The sequence below is a fragment of the Aliiroseovarius marinus genome, from assembly GCF_004360145.1.
Lineage (GTDB): Bacteria > Pseudomonadota > Alphaproteobacteria > Rhodobacterales > Rhodobacteraceae > Aliiroseovarius > Aliiroseovarius marinus.
In genome coordinates, this window is record NZ_SAIT01000011.1 from 176,358 (window position 1) to 196,207 (window position 19,850).

General features: G+C 60.5%; 22 protein-coding genes and 1 tRNA gene. 14 read left to right on the forward strand and 9 right to left on the reverse strand.

Annotation, left to right across the window (positions count from 1 at the left end):
• Positions 1 to 37 precede the first annotated feature (37 nt).
• On the reverse strand, positions 38 to 727 hold the full coding sequence (locus tag EOL43_RS12850; RefSeq protein WP_133489228.1) for an NAD-dependent deacylase: 690 nt from the start codon (positions 725 to 727) through the stop codon (positions 38 to 40).
• Positions 724 to 1,374: a winged helix-turn-helix transcriptional regulator gene (locus tag EOL43_RS12855; RefSeq protein ID WP_133489229.1), complete on the reverse strand. Its 651-nt coding sequence runs from the start codon at positions 1,372 to 1,374 to the stop codon at positions 724 to 726. The genes EOL43_RS12850 and EOL43_RS12855 overlap by 4 nt, the downstream gene beginning before the upstream one ends.
• 104 nt (positions 1,375 to 1,478) lie before the next feature.
• Here EOL43_RS12855 and EOL43_RS12860 point away from each other — a divergent pair, with 104 nt between their 5' ends.
• A complete protein-coding gene (locus EOL43_RS12860; protein ID WP_133489231.1) occupies positions 1,479 to 1,712 on the forward strand; it encodes a YdeI/OmpD-associated family protein in 234 nt (77 codons plus the stop codon).
• A 35-nt stretch (positions 1,713 to 1,747) separates the two neighbouring features.
• A complete protein-coding gene (locus tag EOL43_RS12865) occupies positions 1,748 to 2,200 on the forward strand; it encodes a low molecular weight protein-tyrosine-phosphatase (protein ID WP_133489233.1) in 453 nt (150 codons plus the stop codon).
• On the opposite strand, the gene EOL43_RS12870 is transcribed toward EOL43_RS12865, so the two are convergent.
• Positions 2,197 to 2,502: a hypothetical protein gene (locus EOL43_RS12870; RefSeq protein WP_133489235.1), complete on the reverse strand. Its 306-nt coding sequence runs from the start codon at positions 2,500 to 2,502 to the stop codon at positions 2,197 to 2,199. The two genes, EOL43_RS12865 and EOL43_RS12870, sit on opposite strands and share 4 nt — an antisense overlap.
• A gap of 148 nt (positions 2,503 to 2,650) precedes the next feature.
• The gene (locus EOL43_RS12875; protein ID WP_133489237.1) at positions 2,651 to 3,700 is read right to left on the reverse strand and encodes a Glu/Leu/Phe/Val family dehydrogenase; all 1,050 of its coding nucleotides are present in this window, start codon (positions 3,698 to 3,700) and stop codon (positions 2,651 to 2,653) included.
• A 124-nt stretch (positions 3,701 to 3,824) separates the two neighbouring features.
• Between EOL43_RS12875 and EOL43_RS12880 the strand changes: the two genes are divergently transcribed.
• A complete protein-coding gene (locus EOL43_RS12880) occupies positions 3,825 to 4,280 on the forward strand; it encodes an Lrp/AsnC family transcriptional regulator (protein ID WP_133489239.1) in 456 nt (151 codons plus the stop codon).
• Positions 4,281 to 4,415: 135 nt separating this feature from the next.
• Here EOL43_RS12880 and EOL43_RS12885 read toward each other — a convergent pair whose 3' ends face one another.
• Positions 4,416 to 4,931 (reverse strand): hypothetical protein, encoded by a 516-nt coding sequence (locus EOL43_RS12885; RefSeq protein WP_133489240.1) that lies wholly within the window; start codon positions 4,929 to 4,931, stop codon positions 4,416 to 4,418.
• Between the two features lie 262 nt (positions 4,932 to 5,193).
• Between EOL43_RS12885 and lepA the strand changes: the two genes are divergently transcribed.
• From lepA to EOL43_RS12920, 7 genes are all read left to right on the forward strand, one after another.
• Complete coding sequence (gene lepA, locus EOL43_RS12890) at positions 5,194 to 6,993, forward strand: translation elongation factor 4 (RefSeq protein WP_133489242.1); 1,800 nt, start codon at positions 5,194 to 5,196, stop codon at positions 6,991 to 6,993.
• 425 nt (positions 6,994 to 7,418) lie between these two features.
• Positions 7,419 to 7,871 (forward strand): hypothetical protein, encoded by a 453-nt coding sequence (locus EOL43_RS12895; protein ID WP_133489244.1) that lies wholly within the window; start codon positions 7,419 to 7,421, stop codon positions 7,869 to 7,871.
• A 106-nt stretch (positions 7,872 to 7,977) separates the two neighbouring features.
• On the forward strand, positions 7,978 to 8,484 hold the full coding sequence (locus tag EOL43_RS12900; protein ID WP_133489246.1) for a PhnA domain-containing protein: 507 nt from the start codon (positions 7,978 to 7,980) through the stop codon (positions 8,482 to 8,484).
• Between the two features lie 46 nt (positions 8,485 to 8,530).
• Positions 8,531 to 8,725 (forward strand): CTP synthetase, encoded by a 195-nt coding sequence (locus tag EOL43_RS12905; RefSeq protein ID WP_133489248.1) that lies wholly within the window; start codon positions 8,531 to 8,533, stop codon positions 8,723 to 8,725.
• 69 nt (positions 8,726 to 8,794) lie between these two features.
• Complete coding sequence (locus EOL43_RS12910; RefSeq protein ID WP_133489250.1) at positions 8,795 to 8,974, forward strand: CTP synthetase; 180 nt, start codon at positions 8,795 to 8,797, stop codon at positions 8,972 to 8,974.
• A 54-nt stretch (positions 8,975 to 9,028) separates the two neighbouring features.
• Positions 9,029 to 9,105: transfer RNA gene (locus EOL43_RS12915), tRNA-Arg, on the forward strand.
• A 126-nt stretch (positions 9,106 to 9,231) separates the two neighbouring features.
• Positions 9,232 to 10,191 (forward strand): NAD(P)-dependent alcohol dehydrogenase, encoded by a 960-nt coding sequence (locus EOL43_RS12920; RefSeq protein ID WP_133489252.1) that lies wholly within the window; start codon positions 9,232 to 9,234, stop codon positions 10,189 to 10,191.
• 25 nt (positions 10,192 to 10,216) lie between these two features.
• Here the strand turns inward: EOL43_RS12920 and EOL43_RS12925 are convergent, their stop codons facing one another.
• Genes EOL43_RS12925 through EOL43_RS12940 form a run of 4 tightly spaced genes read right to left on the reverse strand, consistent with a single transcriptional unit; the run spans position 10,217 to position 14,064 of the window.
• Complete coding sequence (locus EOL43_RS12925; RefSeq protein ID WP_133489254.1) at positions 10,217 to 10,600, reverse strand: carboxymuconolactone decarboxylase family protein; 384 nt, start codon at positions 10,598 to 10,600, stop codon at positions 10,217 to 10,219.
• 3 nt (positions 10,601 to 10,603) lie between these two features.
• Positions 10,604 to 12,049, reverse strand: coding sequence for an aldehyde dehydrogenase family protein (locus EOL43_RS12930; protein ID WP_133489256.1), 1,446 nt, complete (start codon positions 12,047 to 12,049; stop codon positions 10,604 to 10,606).
• Between the two features lie 36 nt (positions 12,050 to 12,085).
• A complete protein-coding gene (locus EOL43_RS12935; RefSeq protein WP_133489258.1) occupies positions 12,086 to 13,180 on the reverse strand; it encodes an aromatic ring-hydroxylating oxygenase subunit alpha in 1,095 nt (364 codons plus the stop codon).
• Positions 13,177 to 14,064 (reverse strand): MurR/RpiR family transcriptional regulator, encoded by an 888-nt coding sequence (locus tag EOL43_RS12940; RefSeq protein ID WP_133489260.1) that lies wholly within the window; start codon positions 14,062 to 14,064, stop codon positions 13,177 to 13,179. Before EOL43_RS12940 ends, EOL43_RS12935 begins: the two co-directional genes overlap by 4 nt.
• Before the next feature lie 67 nt (positions 14,065 to 14,131).
• Between EOL43_RS12940 and EOL43_RS12945 the strand changes: the two genes are divergently transcribed.
• The 4 genes from EOL43_RS12945 to EOL43_RS12960 are packed head-to-tail and all read left to right on the forward strand — an operon-like array spanning position 14,132 to position 19,849.
• Positions 14,132 to 16,567, forward strand: a complete 2,436-nt coding sequence (locus EOL43_RS12945; protein WP_166636249.1) for an FAD-dependent oxidoreductase — start codon at positions 14,132 to 14,134, stop codon at positions 16,565 to 16,567.
• A complete protein-coding gene (locus EOL43_RS12950; protein ID WP_166636250.1) occupies positions 16,564 to 17,646 on the forward strand; it encodes an alcohol dehydrogenase family protein in 1,083 nt (360 codons plus the stop codon). Before EOL43_RS12945 ends, EOL43_RS12950 begins: the two co-directional genes overlap by 4 nt.
• Complete coding sequence (locus EOL43_RS12955; protein WP_133489262.1) at positions 17,643 to 18,749, forward strand: mandelate racemase/muconate lactonizing enzyme family protein; 1,107 nt, start codon at positions 17,643 to 17,645, stop codon at positions 18,747 to 18,749. Before EOL43_RS12950 ends, EOL43_RS12955 begins: the two co-directional genes overlap by 4 nt.
• Complete coding sequence (locus EOL43_RS12960) at positions 18,746 to 19,849, forward strand: mandelate racemase/muconate lactonizing enzyme family protein (RefSeq protein WP_133489263.1); 1,104 nt, start codon at positions 18,746 to 18,748, stop codon at positions 19,847 to 19,849. Before EOL43_RS12955 ends, EOL43_RS12960 begins: the two co-directional genes overlap by 4 nt.
• Position 19,850 lies beyond the last annotated feature (1 nt).

Here is a 19,850-nt window from a genome sequence, read left to right on the forward strand (position 1 = left end):
GCCCCGTCAGGCTCGCGAAGCGAGCCACCGAAGCAGGTTAGCCCAGCACCTCGTCCACCCACGCTGGGACAATTTGGGTCGCCGGACCAAAGCGTGCCTCGTCGAAAATGCCCGCTGTGTCCGATGGTTCCAGATTCAGTTCCAGCGTCGGGATGCCCATGGCACGCGCCTCTCCGACGAACCCGGCGGCAGGATAAACGGTGCCCGAGGTGCCGATGGCGACGAACAGGTCCGCCTCTCCCAATGCGGCATAGATCATGTCCATCTGATAGGGCATCTCGCCGAACCACACGATGTCAGGGCGGGTGCGCGTGGCATTGCAGCTAGGGCAGGGGGCGGACGGTGACATCTCGCGCGGGGCGGGCCAACGGTGATCGCATTGCGCGCAGAGTGCCCCGGCCAATTCACCATGCATATGGATCACATCCGTCGCGCCACCGCGTTCATGCAGGTCGTCGACATTCTGCGTAACCAGCGTTACTTGGCCTACATGCTGGGCTTGCAAGCGGCCCAAGGCGTCATGGGCGGCATTAGGAGTCGCATCGAGGCAATTGGCACGCCGGGCGTTATAGAACGCATGCACCAGCGCGGGATCGCGAGCGAAACCCTCGGGCGTGGCCACGTCTTCCAGATCATACTTTGTCCAAAGCCCGTCCACGTCGCGAAACGTTCCCAACCCGCTTTCAGCCGAAATGCCCGCGCCGGTCAGGATCAGGATATGTGTCATTTGAAGCCGCCATAAATGTCCATTGCTTTCTGCAACAGATCAAGCAGCGCGGCCACTTGCAAGGGATCCTGCGCGGCGATCTCACCTTGGGCGGCGAAGTTGGCAACGCGTTGGTTGCCCTGCGCGACCGCTTCAAGGTCGGCCCACGCAAATCCCAACCGCACCGGTGCCAGTGGCATCGGCCCTGCGACCATCGCGGCCCGCCCTTGTGACACGGTCAATGAAAACGGAGCGTCATCCAGCCAAATCTCGGCCCGCAATTCGTCCAGAGGCCCCGCCGCACGTTCAATTGCGCCCGCCAATACGGCAACCCGCGACGACGGCGCGTTGGTGGGGGCGGCATTTTCGGGCGCCGGAATGTCGCGGCCGAAACGGGCGAGTTCAAACAGGATCCCGCGTGTCGCTTCCCCGCGCTCGGTCAGCGCATAGACGCGCCCGGATTTCGAGACCAGCCCGGCCTCGACCAGTTCGGCCAGACGCGCGGACAGCATGTTCGTCGCGATCCCCGGCAACCCATCACGCAGCTTGCCAAAGCCGGACGGACCGGCGTGCAGCTCGCGCAGGACATGCAGCGCCCAGCGGTTGCCCAAGAGGTCAAGCGACAGGGAAATCGGACAGTTCAGAGAGTAAGGTTTTGCACGCGACATGTGCTGCTTTTGACCCAGTGCAAAGGGGGCCGCAAGATGCGATCTGCACCTTAAGCGAAACAGCGCCCGTTGACCCGATGCAAGGGCGTATGCATCCTGATGGCATGAGCTTGAAACGCCCGATCCAACCGATGCCAGATGATATTGCGACCCGCCTGGGCGCCGACGGGCTGCGGCCCGCCTATGACGCGCGCCCGCCCTATCAGCGGAACGACTATCTTGGCTGGATTGCCCAAGCGAAACGTCCTGAGACGCGGCAGAAGCGCATTGACCAAATGTGTGACGAGCTGCGGGGCGGGCGTCTGTACATGAAAATGGTTTGGCGCAAGGACGCATAGGTGACAGCCCGCCGCCGCGCCGCTACAACCACCCCATGACTACGCGTGTTCTTTTCGTTTGCCTTGGCAACATCTGCCGTTCCCCAAGTGCCGAGGGCGTGTTTCGTGCGCTTGCCTCTGAGGCGGGGTTGAAGGTTGAAACCGACAGCGCCGGGACCATGGACTGGCATGTGGGCAGCCCGCCTTACGGGCCGATGCAATCCGCAGCCAAAACGCGCGGGTTCGATCTGTCCGACCTGCGCGCACGCCAGTTTACCGCCCGTGACTTTGACGCGTTCGACCTGATTATCGGAATGGATGACAGCAATCTTGAGAACATCGAACGACTGCGTCCTGCGGGGTCGCAGACCCCGGTCCAGATCTTCACGGATTTCGCACCCGAGACTGGCATGGATCACGTGCCTGACCCGTATTACACACGTGATTTCGACCAGACGTTGGATCTGGTGCAGGCCGCGTCACTTGGACTGATCGCGCGGTTGTCTTAGCTGCAGTTTTGCGACACCAGTTCGCCGAATTTCTTGTATTTTTTCCAGAACTGCTCGTCCGAACGGCGGTCGGACTGGCGCGTGGATTGGCTTTTGTGCGGATCGCTAAAGAACTTCGCCACTTTCGAGCGTTCCCCGCCGCTGAGGGTTGCATCAGCAACGCGCTGGATGCAGCGACACAGAGAGCGCGTGGCATTGGGACGATCCGCCTTTAGGCATGCGCGTTCGATGGTTCCGCCATAGGCCGATGGGCCTGATAGCATCGCGGTCGCCAAGGTCACTGCAAGAACTGCTCGTTTCATACCATCACCTAAATATGTGCCTGTTTGGGTCTGTTGCCCGATTTGCACTCAGGATATCGGCAGAACGTGCCAGATGCAATTTACCCCGCGCCTCAATGCGCGGGTTTCTGACGCCGACCGGTCAAGGAACCGGACGGCGCCTTTCGCGTTAGGCGGCGCGCGGCGTCATCGAGCGGGTGACCACATCTTGCGCCACCACGGCTGGGCTGACATCAGCATCTTTCGCGCTTGTCAGGATGTCGCCCATGGTGTTGTCCAAGGCGCGCAGCTTCTCATCCACCCAGTCGGTTTGGTTTTCGATGCCGAGGATTTCGGTCGCGGCATTGATGATGCCGCCGCCGTTTGCAACGTAGTCGGGGGCATAAAGGATCCCGCGACCATGCATCAACTCGGCGTCTTGGGGGGTGGCCAGCTGGTTGTTGGCACCACCTGCCACGGCCTTCACCTTCAGCATCGGAATGGTCTCGGCATTCAAAATACCGCCGATCGCGCAGGGGGCAAAAATGTCGGCTTCGGCCGCATAGATCTCGTCCAGCGCAACGGGGGTTGCCCCCAGCGAGGCGACAGCAGCCTTGACGCGGTCGGGATCAATGTCGGTGACAATCAACTCGGCGCCCGCAGCTTTCAGGCGGTGGCACAGGTTCCACCCGACATGCCCCAAGCCCTGCACCGAGATCACGCGGCCTTTCAGTGACGCATCGCCCAGCGCGTGTTCCGACACCTGACGGATTGCGTTGAAGATCCCACGCGCGGTGATCGGAGACGGATCGCCTGACGCGAATTTGCCGTCCGCCAGCCCGGCCACATAGCGCGATTCCTTGGCCACGTCGGCCATGTCCGCCGGCGTCATGCCCATGTCTTCGGCGGTCCAATACCGGCCCTCACAGGCCTCAACGGCTTTCCCGAAGGCGCGCAGCAGTTCGGGTGTCTTCAGCGTTGCGGGATCACCCATGATCACAGATTTCCCGCCGCCCAAGGGCAGGCCCGCCGCCGCGTTCTTATAGGTCATGCCCTCGGACAAACGCAGCGCATCGGTCAGCGCTTCGTCCTCGGACCCGTAAGGCTTCATCCGCAAACCGCCCGCCGCCGGGCCAAGCGCGGTCGAGTGGATGGCGATAAATCCGACCAGCCCAAACTCGGCTGCTTCGACGCGGTAAACGCTTTCGTGGGTGTGCGATGCCACTTGTGTGATGTTCATGATGTCCTCCATGTTATTAACAGGCTAACAACGCGACTTGGGGGAATATCACCAAAAAAAGGCGTCGACTCGTGAGATGTTAGAGATTATCTAATGAAAAAGACGTGAAAACGAGAGAAATCCAATGGACGCAATCGACCGCCGCATCATCGCCGCCCTACAAGAGAACGGCCGCCAGAAGCTGGGGGAGCTTGCTGATTCCGTCGGCCTGTCCCCCACACCCTGCGCCCGCCGCATCACCGCGCTGGAAGAGGCCGGCGTGATCACCGGCTATGGCGCCCGCGTCGATCAAGCCAAGCTCGGCCTGCCCGTGACGGTCTTCATCTCGGTCGAATTGGAAAGCCAAATGGGCGAGGCCGTCACCAAATTCGAACGCGCCGTATCGCGCATGGATGAGGTGATGGAATGCCACTTGATGAGCGGCAACCGAGACATCCTTCTACGCGTCGCCGTCGCCGATCTGACCGCCTTCGATCGCTTCATGGAGGAAAAACTGATGCGCGTCGACGGCATCGCGCGGATGCGGTCGAGCTTTACGTTGCGGACCATGGTGAAGCGGAATGTGATGCCGATGGGGTGAAGCGACTGGGAGTGCGGTCACGCAGGGTTGAAATTTCAAACCATTTCGTCCGGTCGGACAACCAGACAGTGCTGACCTGTTAGCGAGTGCATCACACAAAGCTCCACTCCGTTGGGTGGCACTTGGTAACAGGGGTTAGCTTTGAAAGGCGTCAATTAGCGGTTGAGGATCTGGGAACTTGCTTCTGGCTTGCCACTTGATGACGGTCCAAACCGTTCTGCCAGAGGTGTCTACATTTTTGTGGGTCGAAACACCTTTGAGCCGCATGTATTTCTTGGCAGGAATCACAAGAGTATCGCTGATGAATGTTTTGCCATTTTCTGTGCAGATCAAATCGCCTTTGCCAGACTTGTCTTCCATGCGTTCCGTGGTCCCATGGCATTCCATGTTCAGCTTGTCATTCCAATAGAAGAAGCTGGACGTCCCATCTGGGCTACCCGTAATAAATCCGTGCATGACGATCTTCTCACCTGAGGCCATTCTGCTTACCGAGGTGGCAAAGAGTGCCAGCATCCCAAGCCGTTCACCTTTGTGGTTTGCTTTCGGAAGATCCTTCAGTCGCGGTTCGGATGGAAAGATGATGTCTTCTGCAAATAGGGATGTCGGTGCCAATAGGGCAGCAATTAAGAAGCTGAGCTTAAGGTATTTCATCTAAAGACCTTTCGAAATATCGATGCGCGTCAACATTGAAGACGGAAACGGGCATTATTGTGGCAGCATGTCATTAATTGTGCGGACGTGCGTCGAACAAGCTATCGGGTCGACAGTTAAAATTCGCCACCCTTTTCGCAGGAAAGGATGCGGGGCTCTCTGCTGGAATGCCTGCCGGATTAATAATTGTTGATTTGCCTTCAACTACCCTCAAGGCCGATCACGCTTGACCGCCCCCAAAATCCCTTTAATACGCTGAACTATGACCGACCTGAAACACATCCGCAATTTCTCGATCGTGGCGCATATTGACCACGGTAAATCCACGTTGGCTGATCGTCTCATCCAAGAGACGAACACCGTTGCCGACCGGGACATGAAAGAGCAGATGCTCGACAGTATGGATATCGAGCGTGAGCGCGGGATTACCATCAAGGCGAACACCGTGCGGATCGCCTATACGGCGGATGATGGGCAGGAATATATCCTCAACCTGATCGACACCCCCGGCCACGTGGACTTCGCGTATGAAGTCAGCCGCTCGATGAAAGCCGTTGAGGGCTCGCTGCTGGTGGTGGACTCGACCCAAGGGGTGGAAGCGCAGACGCTGGCCAATGTCTATCAGGCCATCGACGCGGATCACGAGATCGTGCCGGTTCTGAACAAAATTGACCTGCCTGCCTCCGACTGTGACCGCGTGGCTGAACAGATCGAGGATGTGATCGGCATCGATGCCTCGGGTGCCATTCAGGTGTCCGCGAAAACCGGGCAGGGCATCCGCGAGACGCTGGAAGCCATCGTTAACGAATTGCCCGCCCCGCAAGGCGACCCCGATGCGCCGCTGAAAGCGATGCTGGTGGACAGCTGGTACGACGCCTATCTGGGCGTGATCGTTCTGATCCGCGTGATCGACGGCAAGCTGAAAAAGGGCGAGCGGATCCGGATGATGTCGACCAATGCGGTCTATCCCGTGGACCGCGTCGGCGTCTTCACGCCCGAGATGAAGCCCATCGACGTGCTTGGCCCCGGCGAAATCGGCTTCCTGACCGCCTCGATCAAACAGGTGCGCGACACCCGCGTGGGTGACACGATCACGCACGAGAAGAAAGGCACCGAAGACGCGCTGCCCGGCTTTAAGCCCGCGCAACCCGTGGTGTTCTGTGGCCTGTTCCCGGTCGATAGCGCCGAATTCGAAGACCTGCGCGACTCGATCGAAAAGCTCGCCCTAAACGACGCGTCGTTCAGCTATGAGATGGAGACCTCGGCCGCGCTGGGCTTTGGTTTCCGCTGTGGTTTCCTTGGTCTTCTGCATCTCGAAGTCATCCGCGACCGGATCGAGCGTGAGTACAACATCGAGCTAATCACCACCGCCCCCTCGGTCATCTATCACGTCTACCTGAAAGACGGCTCGATGATGGAACTGCACAACCCCGCCGACATGCCCGACCTGTCGACCGTTGATCACTTGGAGGAGCCGCGCATCAAGGCAACCATCCTTGTGCCCGACGAATATCTGGGCGACGTGCTGAAGCTGTGCCAAGACCGCCGCGGTATCCAGATGGACCTGACCTATGCCGGGTCCCGCGCGATGGTCGTCTATGACCTGCCGCTGAACGAGGTTGTGTTCGACTTCTATGACCGCCTGAAATCGGTCACCAAAGGCTATGCCAGCTTCGACTACCAGATGATCGGCTATCGCGAGGACTTCCTTGTGAAAATGTCCGTTCTGGTGAATGACGAGCCGGTGGACGCGCTATCCACCATGGTGCACCGCGACCGCGCGCAACAGCGTGGCCGCGCCATGTGCGAGAAGCTGAAAGACCTGATCCCGCGCCACATGTTCAAAATCCCGATCCAAGCGGCCATCGGCGGCAAAGTCATCGCCCGCGAGACGCTGTCGGCGATGCGCAAAGACGTGACCGCGAAATGCTATGGCGGCGACGCGACCCGGAAGAAGAAACTGCTGGAGAAGCAGAAAGCGGGTAAGAAGAAGATGCGCCAGTTCGGTAAGGTGGATATCCCACAAGAAGCGTTTATCAACGCGCTGAAGATGGACGATTGAGAATGAAAATGGCCGCGCAAGCGGCCTTTTTCATTCCGTGCGCGGCAGCGAATTGCGAAGCAAATCGCGTGCGCACCCCCTCACAACTCCGTCCCCTTAGCCCCCCACCCGGAGCGCTAACCCGTCGGTCCACCCCAACACCCTTCCGTCCGGTCGATAGACCGACCTCTCGACGATTGCGTGCAATCGTCTGCCGGTTGGCAGACAACGCCCGACCCTCCCCACGGGAGGGCGTTCCGCCCACCCAGGGTCAGGCGATGTCCTTTGTTTAGAATCTGACATGCAATTCCTGATTGAACAGCAGCTTGCATTCGGGTGAACTGTGCCCATGACGACCGCTTTCAAAAAACTGGTTCATAAATCACTCGATGGGTTTGATTGTCTGATTGAGGTTGAATGATAATTGTGCGTGAAGGTGTTGATCTATGAGAGCAGCTCTGTTCTCGGCTTTGATTGTGAGCTTGGCGATTGATTTTTCGCTCTACTTTTTCAACCCCGAGCCGGAAGCGTGGTCGTCAGATTTTACTCAAGACAGCTATACCGAAATACGCACGAAACTAGGCCCACCAATCTATACACATGGTTTGCTATATGACGACGAGGAATTCACAGCGATCCCGCAAGACTGGGTAGGTGAACCTGGTAAGATGCCGTTATTCTTTTACGACGTTTGGGTCGCAGGATGGGAGGTAGGAGACCTTTTGTTATTCCCCAAGGTGTTGGCGATCGAGTACTCACTCTTTCTTGAGTATTGTAAGCACAATGATACGCCCAACCCTTGCGATGAAGAAAACATTGTCACGAGGTTCAGGTGGTTCTGGATGCGGCCTGCTGGCGCGGACAAGTACGAGTATGGGGTCTCGGGTTTCAAGATCTAGCTTCGTTTGAAGTCAACTTGGAGGCGATACTCCCCTCACGAAAACTTCTGCGTGACTCCCCCTCCCAATCCCCCCTATAGCTCCCTCATCCAACATCGGAGCCCCTATGCCTTGCCCCCTCTGCGCCGCAGACGCGCCTCTTTCTTCTTTCCCCGTTCCCGGCGGACCCGCTGACGCCTCGGCTGATATCTGCGCCACCTGTGCCGCTCAGATCGACGGCACGCCGGACGAGAACCACTGGCGCGGGCTGGCGTCCTCGATGTGGTCCGAGGATGCGGCGGTTCAGGTGCTCTCGGTGCGGATGCTCAAGCGGCTCGATGCTGCGTGGGCGCGGGATTTACTGGATCAGGTCTATCTGGACGAGGACACGCAGGCGTGGGTCGACAATGTGGCTGCGGCCTCGCTGCACAAGGACAGCAATGGGGTGACGCTGAACGCGGGGGACAACGTGGTGTTGATCAAGGATCTGCCCGTGAAGGGCGCAGGCTTCACCGCGAAGCGCGGCACGGCGGTGCGGGGGATCAGCCTTGTCGCCGACAATCCCGCGCATATCGAGGGCCGCGTGGAAGGGCAGCGCATTGTCATTCTGACGCAGTTTGTGAAGAAGAAATAGCCAGCGCGGGCCCCGTCGGCTATGCCGCCCGGAAAGGAGACCCGCCATGCGCGCACCGCTTTGGAAAATCGTCGCCACGTTTTACGGCATCATCGGCTCGACCATCGCTTCGGTGCTGGTGGTGATTGCACTGGTGAACGGTGTTTCGGGACTGTGGCCGCTTCTGGGCGCGGCCGCCGTGGGCTTCGTGATCGGCCTGCCGGTGAGTTACTATGTCGCGCGTGCGATGGCGGGCGATTGATCCGGATCAAAGCGCCCTAGGTTGGACGGGCAGAAGGTCCTCCTGCAAATATTCTGCAAGGAGATTAACATGTTACGTCTTGCCGCCGTCATCTACATCCTTCTAGGCGCCACGCTGGCTGGCATCCTGATCGTCGCCGCCTTGACCGTGGGCATGGATACCGCCCAGCCGATCATCTACGCCGCGATCGCCGGTTTCCTTGTCGCCGCCCCCGTATCTTGGGTCGTCGCCAAGCAGATCAACGGCTAAGCCACGTTTTCAGGTTGAAAATGGACCGCCGGCGGGGGTAATGCTTCGTCCAGCGGTCCCTTAGCTCAACTGGATAGAGCAGCTGACTTCTAATCAGCAGGTTGAGGGTTCGAGTCCTTCAGGGATCGCCATCATCCAATCGCGTCATAAACGCCCTTCGGGTCCCCGTCATTGTTCGGTGCCACCAATCGTGCTAGCCTGTTGATACCCCGTTACGGGGACGGTTGAGCTGTGCGCATTATGGAAGGAGCCGCAGGATGAAAGCCGTCATCTATGACCGCTATGGCAGTCCCGAGCAGCTGCGGCTGACGGATATCGACACGCCCGAACCCGCGAAGGGAGGGATCCGGGTCAAGGTTCTGGCCTGCGCGGTGAACTTGTCGGATTGGGAGTACCTGACCGGCTCGCCTGCATGGGTGCGGACTGTTGGCGGGTTGTTCAAGCCTAAGGTGTCGGTTCTGGGATCAGATATTGTTGGCATCGTCGACAAGCTGGGCGAGGGCGTCAGCGGGTTCGAGATCGGGCAGCGGGTCATGGGGGATTATGTCATGACGCGCGGCGGGTTTGCAGAATATGCCTGTGTGCCTGCGGGCGAAACTGTAACCGTTCCTGACGCCCTTTCGGATGACATTGCGGCCTGCCTGCCGCAGGCGGGCGGTATTGCCGTAGCGGGCGCTGAGGGCCTGTTGGAAGGGGACCGGATGCTGATCAACGGAGCGGGCGGCGGGTCGGGCACGATGACATTGCAGCTGGCAAAGGCCGCTGGGGCGCATGTGACAGCCGTGGACAACGCTGGCAAAACCGCGTGGCTTGCCAGTTTGGGTGCGGACGAGGTGATCGACTATGCCAAGGTGAACTTCACCGAGACGGGCCAGACGTGGGATCGGATCCTTGATATGGTTGCGACCCGCGGCCCGCGCGAGATCTCTCGCGCGCTTGCCGAAGGCGGGGCTTACAAGGCGCTGGGCGGCGACGTACCCACGCTTCTGTCGATCGTTTTCGGCGGGAAGCTCCTGTCGCACGGTAAATCCATTGGGATGCTTCTGGTGCCGTCTGGGCAGGAGCTGACGCGCCGCGTGGCCGAGTATGCGGTGCAGGGGCGGATCGCCCCGCATGTGGACGCCGTGCTTCCCCTCGCCTCCGTCCCAGAGGCTTTGGAGCGGACGGGGAAAGGCCAAGTGTTGGGCAAGATCGTCATTAAGCCAAGCCTTGCGTGAGTGACCCTGCCCGACGTGTTGCCAGTTAAGAAGTTTCTTCCAGCACCTTGCGCGCCGCACGGAAGCACTCCAGCGCCTGTGGTACGCCGCAATAGATCCCGATCACGTGGATGATCGCGCGGATTTCCTCTTTGGTGACGCCGTTGTTGATGGCACCGCGGCAGTGCAGCTCCCATTCGTGCATCTTGCCCAACGCGCCGATCATCGACAGGTTCATCATCGAGCGGGTCTTGGCGTCGATCACGTCGTCGCCCCAGCCAAAGCCCCAGCACCACGCGGTCATGGCTTCCTGAAACGGGCGGGTGAAATCGTCTGCGGCGGCAAGGTTTTTCTCGACATATTCCGCACCCAAGGTGCCCTTGCGCTGCTCTAGTCCCTTCAGGAACAGGTCTTCGTCAAACGTGCTCATCTCTTAGCCCTTCAATTTGATTGCGACATTTTTTGTCTGCACATAGTTCCACAGCGCCTCGCGCCCTTTTTCACGACCATAGCCGGATTTGCCGTAGCCACCGAAGGGCGTTTCGACGCCGCCTGCATACCATTCATTGACGAACACCTGACCTGCGCGGATCTGGCGGGCGGCCGTCGTGGCGCGGTCGAGGTCGCTTGTGAAGACGCCGCCGACCAGCCCATAGGGCGTGCCATTGGCAATCTGGATTGCCTCGTCGTCGTCGCGGAATTTCAGGACAGAGAGCACGGGCCCGAAGACCTCGTCATTGGCGATGGCCATGTCGGGCGTGACACCCGTCAGGATGGTGGGTTCCAGAAACGCACCGGGGATGTTCATCTTGCGGCCACCCGTGGCGACCGTGGCCCCGTCCGCTTCCGCGGCTTGGATCATGCCTGCGGCCCTATCCCGCTGCGCGTCGGACACCATTGCGCCCATCGTTGCCCCGTATTCCGGCTGGTCGATGCCGGGTTTGACGGAGAGCGACTGGGCGACACCGACCATACGCTCGACCAACTCGTCATGGACGCTGTCATGCACAATCACGCGGCTCATGGCGGAACACACCTGACCGGCGTTGAAGTAGATGCCCCAACGGACGTCATTTTCGAACGCGTCCAGATCGGCGTCATCGTGGACGATGGCGGCGGATTTCCCGCCAAGCTCGAGCACGCAAGGCACGACATTCTTGGCGGCGGAGGTGGCAATGGCAATGCCTGTGGGCACCGAGCCGGTGAAGACGATCTGGTTCACCTCGGGGTGGGCCGACAGGGCGGCACCGGCTTCGTGGCCCAAACCGCACAGGATATTCACGGCGCCTTTGGGCAGACCCACAGCCTCGGCAGCGGAGGCGAACCATGCGTTGCTGAGGGGCGTCAGTTCCGGCGTCTTGATCACACAGGCGTTGCCGGTGGCCAAGGCTGCCGACAGCGACCGCGCGGTCATTTCCACGGGATAATTCCACGGGATGATCTGGGCTGAGACGCCGAAGGGCTCGTAGGTCGTGAAGTCGAAATAGCCCTTGCCCAGCGGGATCGAGCGGCCTTCGACGGTTTCGGCCTGATTGCCATAGTATTCGAAATAGCGTGCCGCGCCTTCGACCTCGATCCGGGCTTCCCACAGCGGCTTGCCCTGTTCCAGCGTCAGAACCTCGGCGATTTCGTCGATATGATCCATAAGGTAGCGGCCCATCGCCTGCACCATGCGCCCGCGCTCGACCGGGCGCAGATCGGACAGGGCGCCCGACAGATGCACACGGCGCGCAGCCATAACGGCGCGGTCCACGTCGCCCGCATCGGCCAGCGCCTGCTCGGCCAGCCTTTCGCCGGTGCCGGGGTTGATCACGTCGATCCGCCCCGCGCCGCCGTCGACCCATGCGCCGTCAATGTAGTTTTGCCAATAGGTCTTCATCTTGGGTTTCGTCCTGTTTGGGCGCGTCGCGCGTTCCTATTCCGGGCCATCGACCGCCTCGCGCATCCACTGATGCAACGCGGCAATCGAATGTTCCGAGCTGACACCGCAGGCAGGATCCAGCACCAGAGGGCCGGGGCGATAGCCGCGCGATTTCAACCCGCGCTGCACACTTTCCACCAGCCGGATGTCCTCTTCAACCGTGGTGTCGCGATCTTGCACGGCAAGCCCGCGGATCACATCGCTTTCGGCACCCTCGGGCGTGTACCAGCCGCGCCAGACCGTGCAGTTTTCAGGCCCATCCGCGCGCCAGTGATAGGTGTTCAAGACGTTGCCCGGATAGCATTGGAACGAGAACATGGGCCACAGGAACCAGCTTTGATAATCCCCCGCGTGGGGCACCGAGAGGTCTACGGGATAGGTCATCTTGTCCATCGACTGACATTCGGTCGTATGGCGTAGAACGTATCCGCCCCCCGCATCCGGTTGGATGTCATAGGTTTCCGGCTTGATCACACCCTCGGCGAAGGTCGCGTGGTTCATCGGGCAGTGATAGCACTCGGAATAATTCTCGACCGAGACCTTCCAGTTGCAATTCTCCGGCACTTCGACCCATTCCAGCGGGGCGAGGTCATCGACGTTTGGGACGAAGGCGGCGATTTCTTCCCGCACGCCGGGGAACCAGTTGTCCATTGGCACGGCGTCGTCATCCAGATTGACGAAGAGAAAGCCGTGGAAATCCTCGGTCCGCACTTCTGTTAGGCAGATCTCGGACCGGTCAAAACCCGGCACGGATTTGATGTTCGGCCCTGCCCGCAGATGGCCGGTCAGCTCGTAGGTCCAGGCGTGATAGGGGCAGACCACCACGCGGGTGTTGCCGGTGCCGGTGACCATCTCGTGCGCGCGGTGTTGGCAGACGTTATAGAAGGTGCGGATCACCTCGTCCCGGCCACGGATCGAGAACAGGCTTTGGCCCGCGATCTCGAAGGTGAAATAGTCGCCGACATTGGGCAGTTGGCTGGCATGGCCCGCGAACTGCCACGTCCGAGCGAGCAGGCCAGACATTTCCTGCGCGTAAATCTCGGGGTCGGTGTAATAGCGCGCGGCCAAAGACCTGATGGGTTCGGTCATGTCTTCTCCTCGTGATACAGTCCCAACTGGTGGCGACGGTTGTGGAATTTCTCGACCCGCTCGACGATCTCGTCGCTGGCGACGGCGATGACGAAGGACAAGAGCGTCTCGAGCAGCGCAATGATGCTGACCGAGGACGGGAAGAACTGGGGCGTGTCGACCGAAACGACGAAGCCATGATCCGCCAGACGCAGGATCGGGCTGGCGGGGCTGTCGGACAGGGCGACGATGACCATGCCTTGTTCCCGCGCGATTTCGACGGCTTTGACCACTTCGGTCCGATAGGGTTTGCAGGTGATCGCGATCAACACGTCGCTTTCATCGGCCCATGCCAGATCATCCACGGGGGTCGAGCCCGGACGCGGGATGGCGTGGAATTCCTTCATGCCGGTCGAGGCCAGATAGGTGAAGTTGCGCGCGATCGAATTGTTGACGCCCACGCCAAGGGTGAACACGTTGCGCGAGGACCAGATTGCCTCGGCCGCGGCTTTCAGATCGTCGGTCGAGATGCCTGCGAAGGTCTCTTCCACATTGCGCAGAACGTCTTGCACCATGTCCGCATATAGCCCGCCCAGATCGTCAGACTTGCGAATGTCCTGAAGCCAGCGCGCACGGTCGGGGAAGTCCGCCGCGCCGCGACGGATGGCATCGCGGAAGGGCGCGCGGAAATCTTCATAGCCTTCAAAGCCCACCTGCCGCGCCATGCGCACCACGGTGTTGGGTTTCACATTCGCAGCCTCGGCGATTTCGCGCACGGTGGACACCCCCACATCGCGGGGGTTTTCCAAGACGTAAGTGGCCGCCTTGCGTGCCTCGGGCGTCAGCGCGGACAGCTCATCGGCCAGACGTTCGAGAATCGTGTTTGATACATTTGTCCCATTCATGATTGACGATGGTATTTTTGTTTGCTTAGCCTGTCGAGAGGAAAAACGACTCGAAAAGGATGTTGTCGTGGCTGTTGAGTTTCCATCCCACGCACGCGTGGTCATCGTCGGCGGAGGCGTCATGGGCGTCGGGCTAGCCTATCATCTCGGGCATGAAGGCTGGGGTGAAGATACGGTGCTGCTTGAAAAAGCCGAGCTGACCTCGGGCAGCACGTGGCACGCCGCTGGGCAGATCACGCATTCGACCTCGTCCTTCGGGCTTGGGAAATGCGTGGACTACAATATTGGTCTCTATTCCGGCGGGTTGGAGGCCGAGACGGGCCAGCCTGTGACATGGCACGGCTGCGGGTCGTTCCGTCTGGCCTATACGGAAGACGAAATGGACTGGCTGCGGCATACGCTGTCGGTGGGCCGCTCGCTGGGGTTCAACATTGAACTGGTCGGCCCAGATAAGGTGGCCGAGTTGCATCCCTTCTATAACCTCGACGGTGTTCTGGGCGCGCTGCACACACCCGATGACGGGCACGTCGATCCGACCAACGTCACGATGGCGATGGCCGCTGGCGCGCGTCAAAAGGGTGTGCGGATCATCCGCCAATGCCGCGCCACCAACATCACGCAGGCCGACAGCGGCGAATGGGTCGTCGAGACCGAGAAAGGCACGATCACCTGCGAGCATGTCGTCAATGCGGGCGGCACCTATGCGCGGCAGATGGGTGAATGGTCGGGGCTGCAACTGCCCATGACCTCGATGACGCACCATTATTTCGTGACCGACGAGGTGCCCGAGTTCCAGAATCTTGAAACCGAACTGCCGGTTATCCGCGATGACAAGAAGGTCTCGGGCTATATCCGGATGGAGCAAAAGAAGGGCCTGATCGGGATTTACGAGAAAGAGAACCCGAATTCGGTCTGGCACGACGAATGCCCGTGGGAATACGAAAACTGGCTGTTCGACGCGGATTATGATCGCGTCATGCCGTATCTCGAAGAAAGCCTGAACCGCATGCCGATCTTTGCCGAGCTGGGCATTCAGCGCGATGTGCATGGCGCGATCAGCCACCCGCCAGATGGCAACCCGCTGATCGGTCCGGCGCCCGGCGTGCAGAACTATTGGTGCTGCTGCGGCACGCAGATCGGCATCGGTTGGGGCCCCGGCCTGACGCGCGAACTGGCGCGGTGGATGGTGCATGGGGCGGCGGACATCTCGATGCGCGAGTTTGATCCGCGTCGCTTCGGCAGCTACGCCACGAAGGACTGGCAGGTGGTGAAGGCCGAGGAGGATTACTGCCTGCGCCACGAAATCCCCTTCCCGCATTTCAACCGCTTGGCGGGGCGTCCGATCAAGCCGTCCCCCCTGTATGACCTTCTGAAATCCAAAGGTGCCGTGCATGAAGAGGTCTATGGCTTTGAGCGCCCGCGCTTCTTTGCTAAGGGGATTGAGCAGCGCGACCACTATTCCTTCAACCGCTCCCCCGTTGACGACATGCTCGCGGCCGAGGTGAAAGCAGTGCGCGACGGCGTCGGCATCATGGATGTGACCGCCTTCACCAAGGTGCTGATCGAAGGGCCGGATGCTTACGCGCTGCTTGACCGGCTAACTGCGAACCGAATGCCGCAGAAAGTGGGGTCGATCACACTGACCCACATGCTGAATCGCGCGGGGCGGATCGAGCTGGAAACGACGATTGTGCGGATGGGCGAGGATCGCTTCTATCTGGTCTGCGCGGCCTTCTTTGAACAGCGTCTGCTGGATCATCTGAACCATCAGCGCGCGGATGAAGACGTGACGATCACCGCCCTGTCCTCGGATTGGAGCGCCCTGTCGCTGAACGGGCCAAAGTCGCGTGACGTCTTGGCAGCCTGCACCGATGCCGATCTGTCAAACGCGGGCTTCCGCTGGCTGTCGGCGCAGGAAATCACCGTCGCGGGCCACAAAATCTGGGCCTTCCGCATGTCCTATGCGGGCGAGCTTGGGTGGGAATTCCACATGCCGCACGCCGCCTGTCTGGATGTCTACTCCGCGCTTTGGAACGCGGGCGAGGCACATGGCATCGCCGACTACGGCAGCTTTGCGATGAACGCGATGCGGATGGAGAAGGGCTTTAAGGGCGCAGGTGAGTTGACCAACGAAGTCACGCTGGCCGAAGCTGACGTGCTGCGTTTTGCCCGGACGGACAAGGACTATCTGGGTCGAGACAAGACCCTGAACACCGACCTGCCATGGGTCTGCGCCTATCTGGAAATCGAGCCGGACGGCAAGGCAGACGGTCACGGCGGCGAGGCGGTGATGCTGGACGGGCAGCTGGTTGGCTCGACCGCCTCGGTCGCTTTCGGGCCGACGGTCGGGAAGATCCTGGCCTTTGCCTATATCAAGCCCAACGCGGCCACCCCCGGCACGGCGCTTGAGGTCGTGATCCACGGCACCCCCCGCGCGGCGCGCGTGCTGGGCGAACCCGCCTATGATCCCGAAAGCCTGAAGCCAAGGATGGATGTGTCATGACCTTGCCCAAAACAATGACGGCCATGGTCACGATGGGCCATGGCGACCTCGATCAGATGGTGTTGCATAAGGATTGGCCTCGTCCTGACCCGGCGCCGGGCGAAGTGCTGATCCGCGTGGGGGCCTGCGGGCTGAACAACACCGACGTGAACACGCGCTCGGGCTGGTATTCCAAGACCGTGACCGACGCGACAACCGGAGGTGCGTTTGACGAGGTCGGCAAAGATGACCCCACATGGGGCGGCGCACCGATCACCTTTCCACGCATTCAAGGTGCTGACGTCTGCGGTGAAATCGTCGCCGTTGGCGAAGGTGTGGATCCGGGCAGGATCGGAGAGCGTGTGATCACCGACAATTGGCTGCGCGATCCCGAGGACCCGACTGACATCAACAAGACCGGCTATTTCGGATCCGAGCGAGACGGCGGGTTTGCCGAATACACCACCACACCTGCGCGCAATGCTTTGGCGGTGCGGTCCGAGCTTTCGGATGCGGAACTTGCGACGTTCTCGTGCTCCTATTCGACTGCCGAGGGCATGCTGACCCGCGCAAATGTCACCTCCAAGGACACGGTGCTGGTCCCCGGCGCGTCGGGTGGCGTGGGTGGTGCGCTGGTGCAATTGGCCAAGCGTCGCGGCGCGCGCGTGATCGCCATGGCGTCCGAGGCAAAGCAGGCCGACGTCGCAGCCCTTGGACCCGATATGATCTTGCCGCGCGCACCCGAAAATCTGCGTGCGGCGCTTGGCGATGAAAAGATCAGCGTCGTTGCGGATGTTGTAGGGGGGCCCTATTGGCCAACCCTCATCGACATTCTTGAGCGCGGCGGGCGGTATACGTGTTCCGGGGCAATTGCGGGGCCCATGGTCGATTTGGATCTGCGCACCTTATATCTGCGCGATCTGACCTTTACGGGATCGACCGTGATCCCGCCTGAAGTCATGCCCAACCTCATCCGCTATATTGAACGGGACGAGATCAAGCCGCTTTTGGCCGCCTCTTATCCCCTAAAGAAACTGCGCGATGCACAGGCCGCGTTCATCGCAAAGACACATGCCGGCAACATCGTGGTGACACCATGAAGATCACGCGCATTTCAGTTTTCCAAGTCGACCTTCCACTGGAGCATCCCTACTGGCTGTCTGCCGGTAGGCTGAAATTCGAGGTGCTGGACGCCACGCTGGTCAAAGTTGAAACCGACGCCGGTATCACTGGCTGGGGTGAAGGAACCCCGTGGGGGCACACCTATGTGCCCGCCCACGGTCCGGGCATTCGCGCAGGCATCCAGACGATGGCCCCGTTTGTCCTGGGCCTTGACCCGCGCTGCGTGCTCGAGGTCGAGCGCGCCATGGACCTTGCCCTTCCGGGCCACCTTTATACAAAAAGCCCAATTGATATGGCATGCTGGGACATTGCGGGTCAGGCGGCTGGCCTTCCGATTGCCGATCTGATGGGTGGCGGGTCACGCACGCCGCGCCCGATTGCCTCGTCCGTGGGGGCGAAGACTGTCGAAGAAACCCGCGAGGTTATGGAACGCTACAGGCAACGAGGCTATGTCGCCCATTCCGTCAAGATCGGCGGAGACGTGGCGCGTGACATCGCCCGTGTGCGCGATGTGGAAAGCATCCGCCGTGACGGAGAGATCGTACTTTACGACGTCAATCGCGGCTGGACGCGGCAACAGGCGCTGCGCGTGATGCGCGCCTGCGAGGACCTGAACGTGATGTTCGAGCAGCCCTGCGAGACGCTTGATGACATCGCGGCGATCAGCGGCAAACATGCCGCGCCCGTGTCGGTGGATGAAACACTGGTTACATTGCAAGACGCCGCGCGCATTGCTCGCGATGGACTGGCCGAGATTTTCGGCATCAAGTTGAACCGTGTCGGAGGCTTGACCAAAGCAGCCCGCATGCGCGACATCGCTTTGGCCCACGGCATCGACATGTTTGTCATGGCCACTGGTGGATCGGTTTTGGCGGACACCGAAGCGTTGCATTTGGCCGCAACCATTCCCGACGCCAATTGCCACGCGGTCTGGGCCTGTCAGGATATGCTGACAATCGACATCGCAGGCGGGCGGGGGCCGCGCAACATTGACGGGCATCTGCACCTGCCCGAAGCTCCGGGCCTTGGGGTTCATCCAGAAGAAGAGGCACTGGGCGATCCAGTGGCGGTGTACTCATGAAAGTTACAAGAATATCTCTGTGGTCGGTCGATCTGACCAGCCATGAAACCTACTACATGGCCGAAGGCAAAACCTGCGACACGGTCAAAAGTCATGTCCTGTGTCTGGAAACCGACACCGGCCTGAAAGGCTGGGGCGAGGTCTGTCCGATCCCGCATTACCTGCCCGCTTTCGCGGGGGGCGTCCCCAGCGCGGTTCAGGAAATGGCACCGGAAATCCTTGGTGTCTCGCCCTTCGGTGTGGATGCCTCAATGCGTAAACTGGATGCGTTTCTGCAAGGGCATTTCCACGCGAAATCCATCGTCGACATGGCGCTGTGGGATCTGTTCGGAAAGGCAACCGAGCAGCCGCTTTATGCGTTGCTTGGCGGGCGTACCCATGCTGACATGCCGCTCTATCATTCGATCACCTGCATCGCGCCCGACGACATGGCGCGGATTGCGCGCGAGGCGTATGCCACGGGCATCCGACAGTTTCAGGTCAAACTGGGCGCGGATGGCGATTGGGAGGCCGATGCAGAGCGTCTGGCCAAAGTGCGCGAGGCTGTGGGGGACGGTCCCTTGGTCTACGGCGACTGGAACTGCGGGGCGACCAAGTTGCAGGCCACGCGGACGGGGCGCGCTGTGGCCCATCTGGACGTAATGTTGGAGCAGCCCTGCAAAACGCTGGAAGATTGTGCCGCGGTTCGGCAGGCAACTGGCCTGCCCATGAAGATCGACGAGGGCGCCTTCGATCTGGCGTCGCTGATGCGTGCGCACGAACTTGGTGTGTTGGACGCGGTGGCCTTGAAACTGTCGAAGTTCGGCGGGCTGTCCGCCATGCGCCGCGCGCGTGATCTGACCGTGCATCTGGGGGCGGAAATCTGCGCTGAATGCACGTGGGGATCGGACATCGTGACGGCGGCGTCGCTGCATTTCGCCGCCTCGACCCCGCAAAGCGCGCTTTTGAATACCTGCGATCTGTCGTCCTATGTCGGCCCGCGCATTGCGCCCGATTGCCCGACCCGCAAGGATGGACGTATCGCCCCGCCAGAAGGTCCGGGGCTTGGGGTGACGCCCGACCCGGACATCCTTGGAACCCCCATTCTTGAACTGGAGTGAC

What these genes read in the sequence shown, in the direction of transcription:
- EOL43_RS12850 (WP_133489228.1), bottom strand. Translation starts at nt 727, where the DNA reads ATGACACATATCCTGATCCTGACCGGCGCGGGCATTTCGGCTGAAAGC.
- EOL43_RS12855 (WP_133489229.1), bottom strand. Translation starts at nt 1,374, where the DNA reads ATGTCGCGTGCAAAACCTTACTCTCTGAACTGTCCGATTTCCCTGTCG.
- EOL43_RS12860 (WP_133489231.1), top strand. Translation starts at nt 1,479, where the DNA reads ATGAGCTTGAAACGCCCGATCCAACCGATGCCAGATGATATTGCGACC.
- EOL43_RS12865 (WP_133489233.1), top strand. Translation starts at nt 1,748, where the DNA reads ATGACTACGCGTGTTCTTTTCGTTTGCCTTGGCAACATCTGCCGTTCC.
- EOL43_RS12870 (WP_133489235.1), bottom strand. Translation starts at nt 2,502, where the DNA reads ATGAAACGAGCAGTTCTTGCAGTGACCTTGGCGACCGCGATGCTATCA.
- EOL43_RS12875 (WP_133489237.1), bottom strand. Translation starts at nt 3,700, where the DNA reads ATGAACATCACACAAGTGGCATCGCACACCCACGAAAGCGTTTACCGC.
- EOL43_RS12880 (WP_133489239.1), top strand. Translation starts at nt 3,825, where the DNA reads ATGGACGCAATCGACCGCCGCATCATCGCCGCCCTACAAGAGAACGGC.
- EOL43_RS12885 (WP_133489240.1), bottom strand. Translation starts at nt 4,931, where the DNA reads ATGAAATACCTTAAGCTCAGCTTCTTAATTGCTGCCCTATTGGCACCG.
- lepA (WP_133489242.1), top strand. Translation starts at nt 5,194, where the DNA reads ATGACCGACCTGAAACACATCCGCAATTTCTCGATCGTGGCGCATATT.
- EOL43_RS12895 (WP_133489244.1), top strand. Translation starts at nt 7,419, where the DNA reads ATGAGAGCAGCTCTGTTCTCGGCTTTGATTGTGAGCTTGGCGATTGAT.
- EOL43_RS12900 (WP_133489246.1), top strand. Translation starts at nt 7,978, where the DNA reads ATGCCTTGCCCCCTCTGCGCCGCAGACGCGCCTCTTTCTTCTTTCCCC.
- EOL43_RS12905 (WP_133489248.1), top strand. Translation starts at nt 8,531, where the DNA reads ATGCGCGCACCGCTTTGGAAAATCGTCGCCACGTTTTACGGCATCATC.
- EOL43_RS12910 (WP_133489250.1), top strand. Translation starts at nt 8,795, where the DNA reads ATGTTACGTCTTGCCGCCGTCATCTACATCCTTCTAGGCGCCACGCTG.
- EOL43_RS12920 (WP_133489252.1), top strand. Translation starts at nt 9,232, where the DNA reads ATGAAAGCCGTCATCTATGACCGCTATGGCAGTCCCGAGCAGCTGCGG.
- EOL43_RS12925 (WP_133489254.1), bottom strand. Translation starts at nt 10,600, where the DNA reads ATGAGCACGTTTGACGAAGACCTGTTCCTGAAGGGACTAGAGCAGCGC.
- EOL43_RS12930 (WP_133489256.1), bottom strand. Translation starts at nt 12,049, where the DNA reads ATGAAGACCTATTGGCAAAACTACATTGACGGCGCATGGGTCGACGGC.
- EOL43_RS12935 (WP_133489258.1), bottom strand. Translation starts at nt 13,180, where the DNA reads ATGACCGAACCCATCAGGTCTTTGGCCGCGCGCTATTACACCGACCCC.
- EOL43_RS12940 (WP_133489260.1), bottom strand. Translation starts at nt 14,064, where the DNA reads ATGAATGGGACAAATGTATCAAACACGATTCTCGAACGTCTGGCCGAT.
- EOL43_RS12950 (WP_166636250.1), top strand. Translation starts at nt 16,564, where the DNA reads ATGACCTTGCCCAAAACAATGACGGCCATGGTCACGATGGGCCATGGC.
- EOL43_RS12955 (WP_133489262.1), top strand. Translation starts at nt 17,643, where the DNA reads ATGAAGATCACGCGCATTTCAGTTTTCCAAGTCGACCTTCCACTGGAG.
- EOL43_RS12960 (WP_133489263.1), top strand. Translation starts at nt 18,746, where the DNA reads ATGAAAGTTACAAGAATATCTCTGTGGTCGGTCGATCTGACCAGCCAT.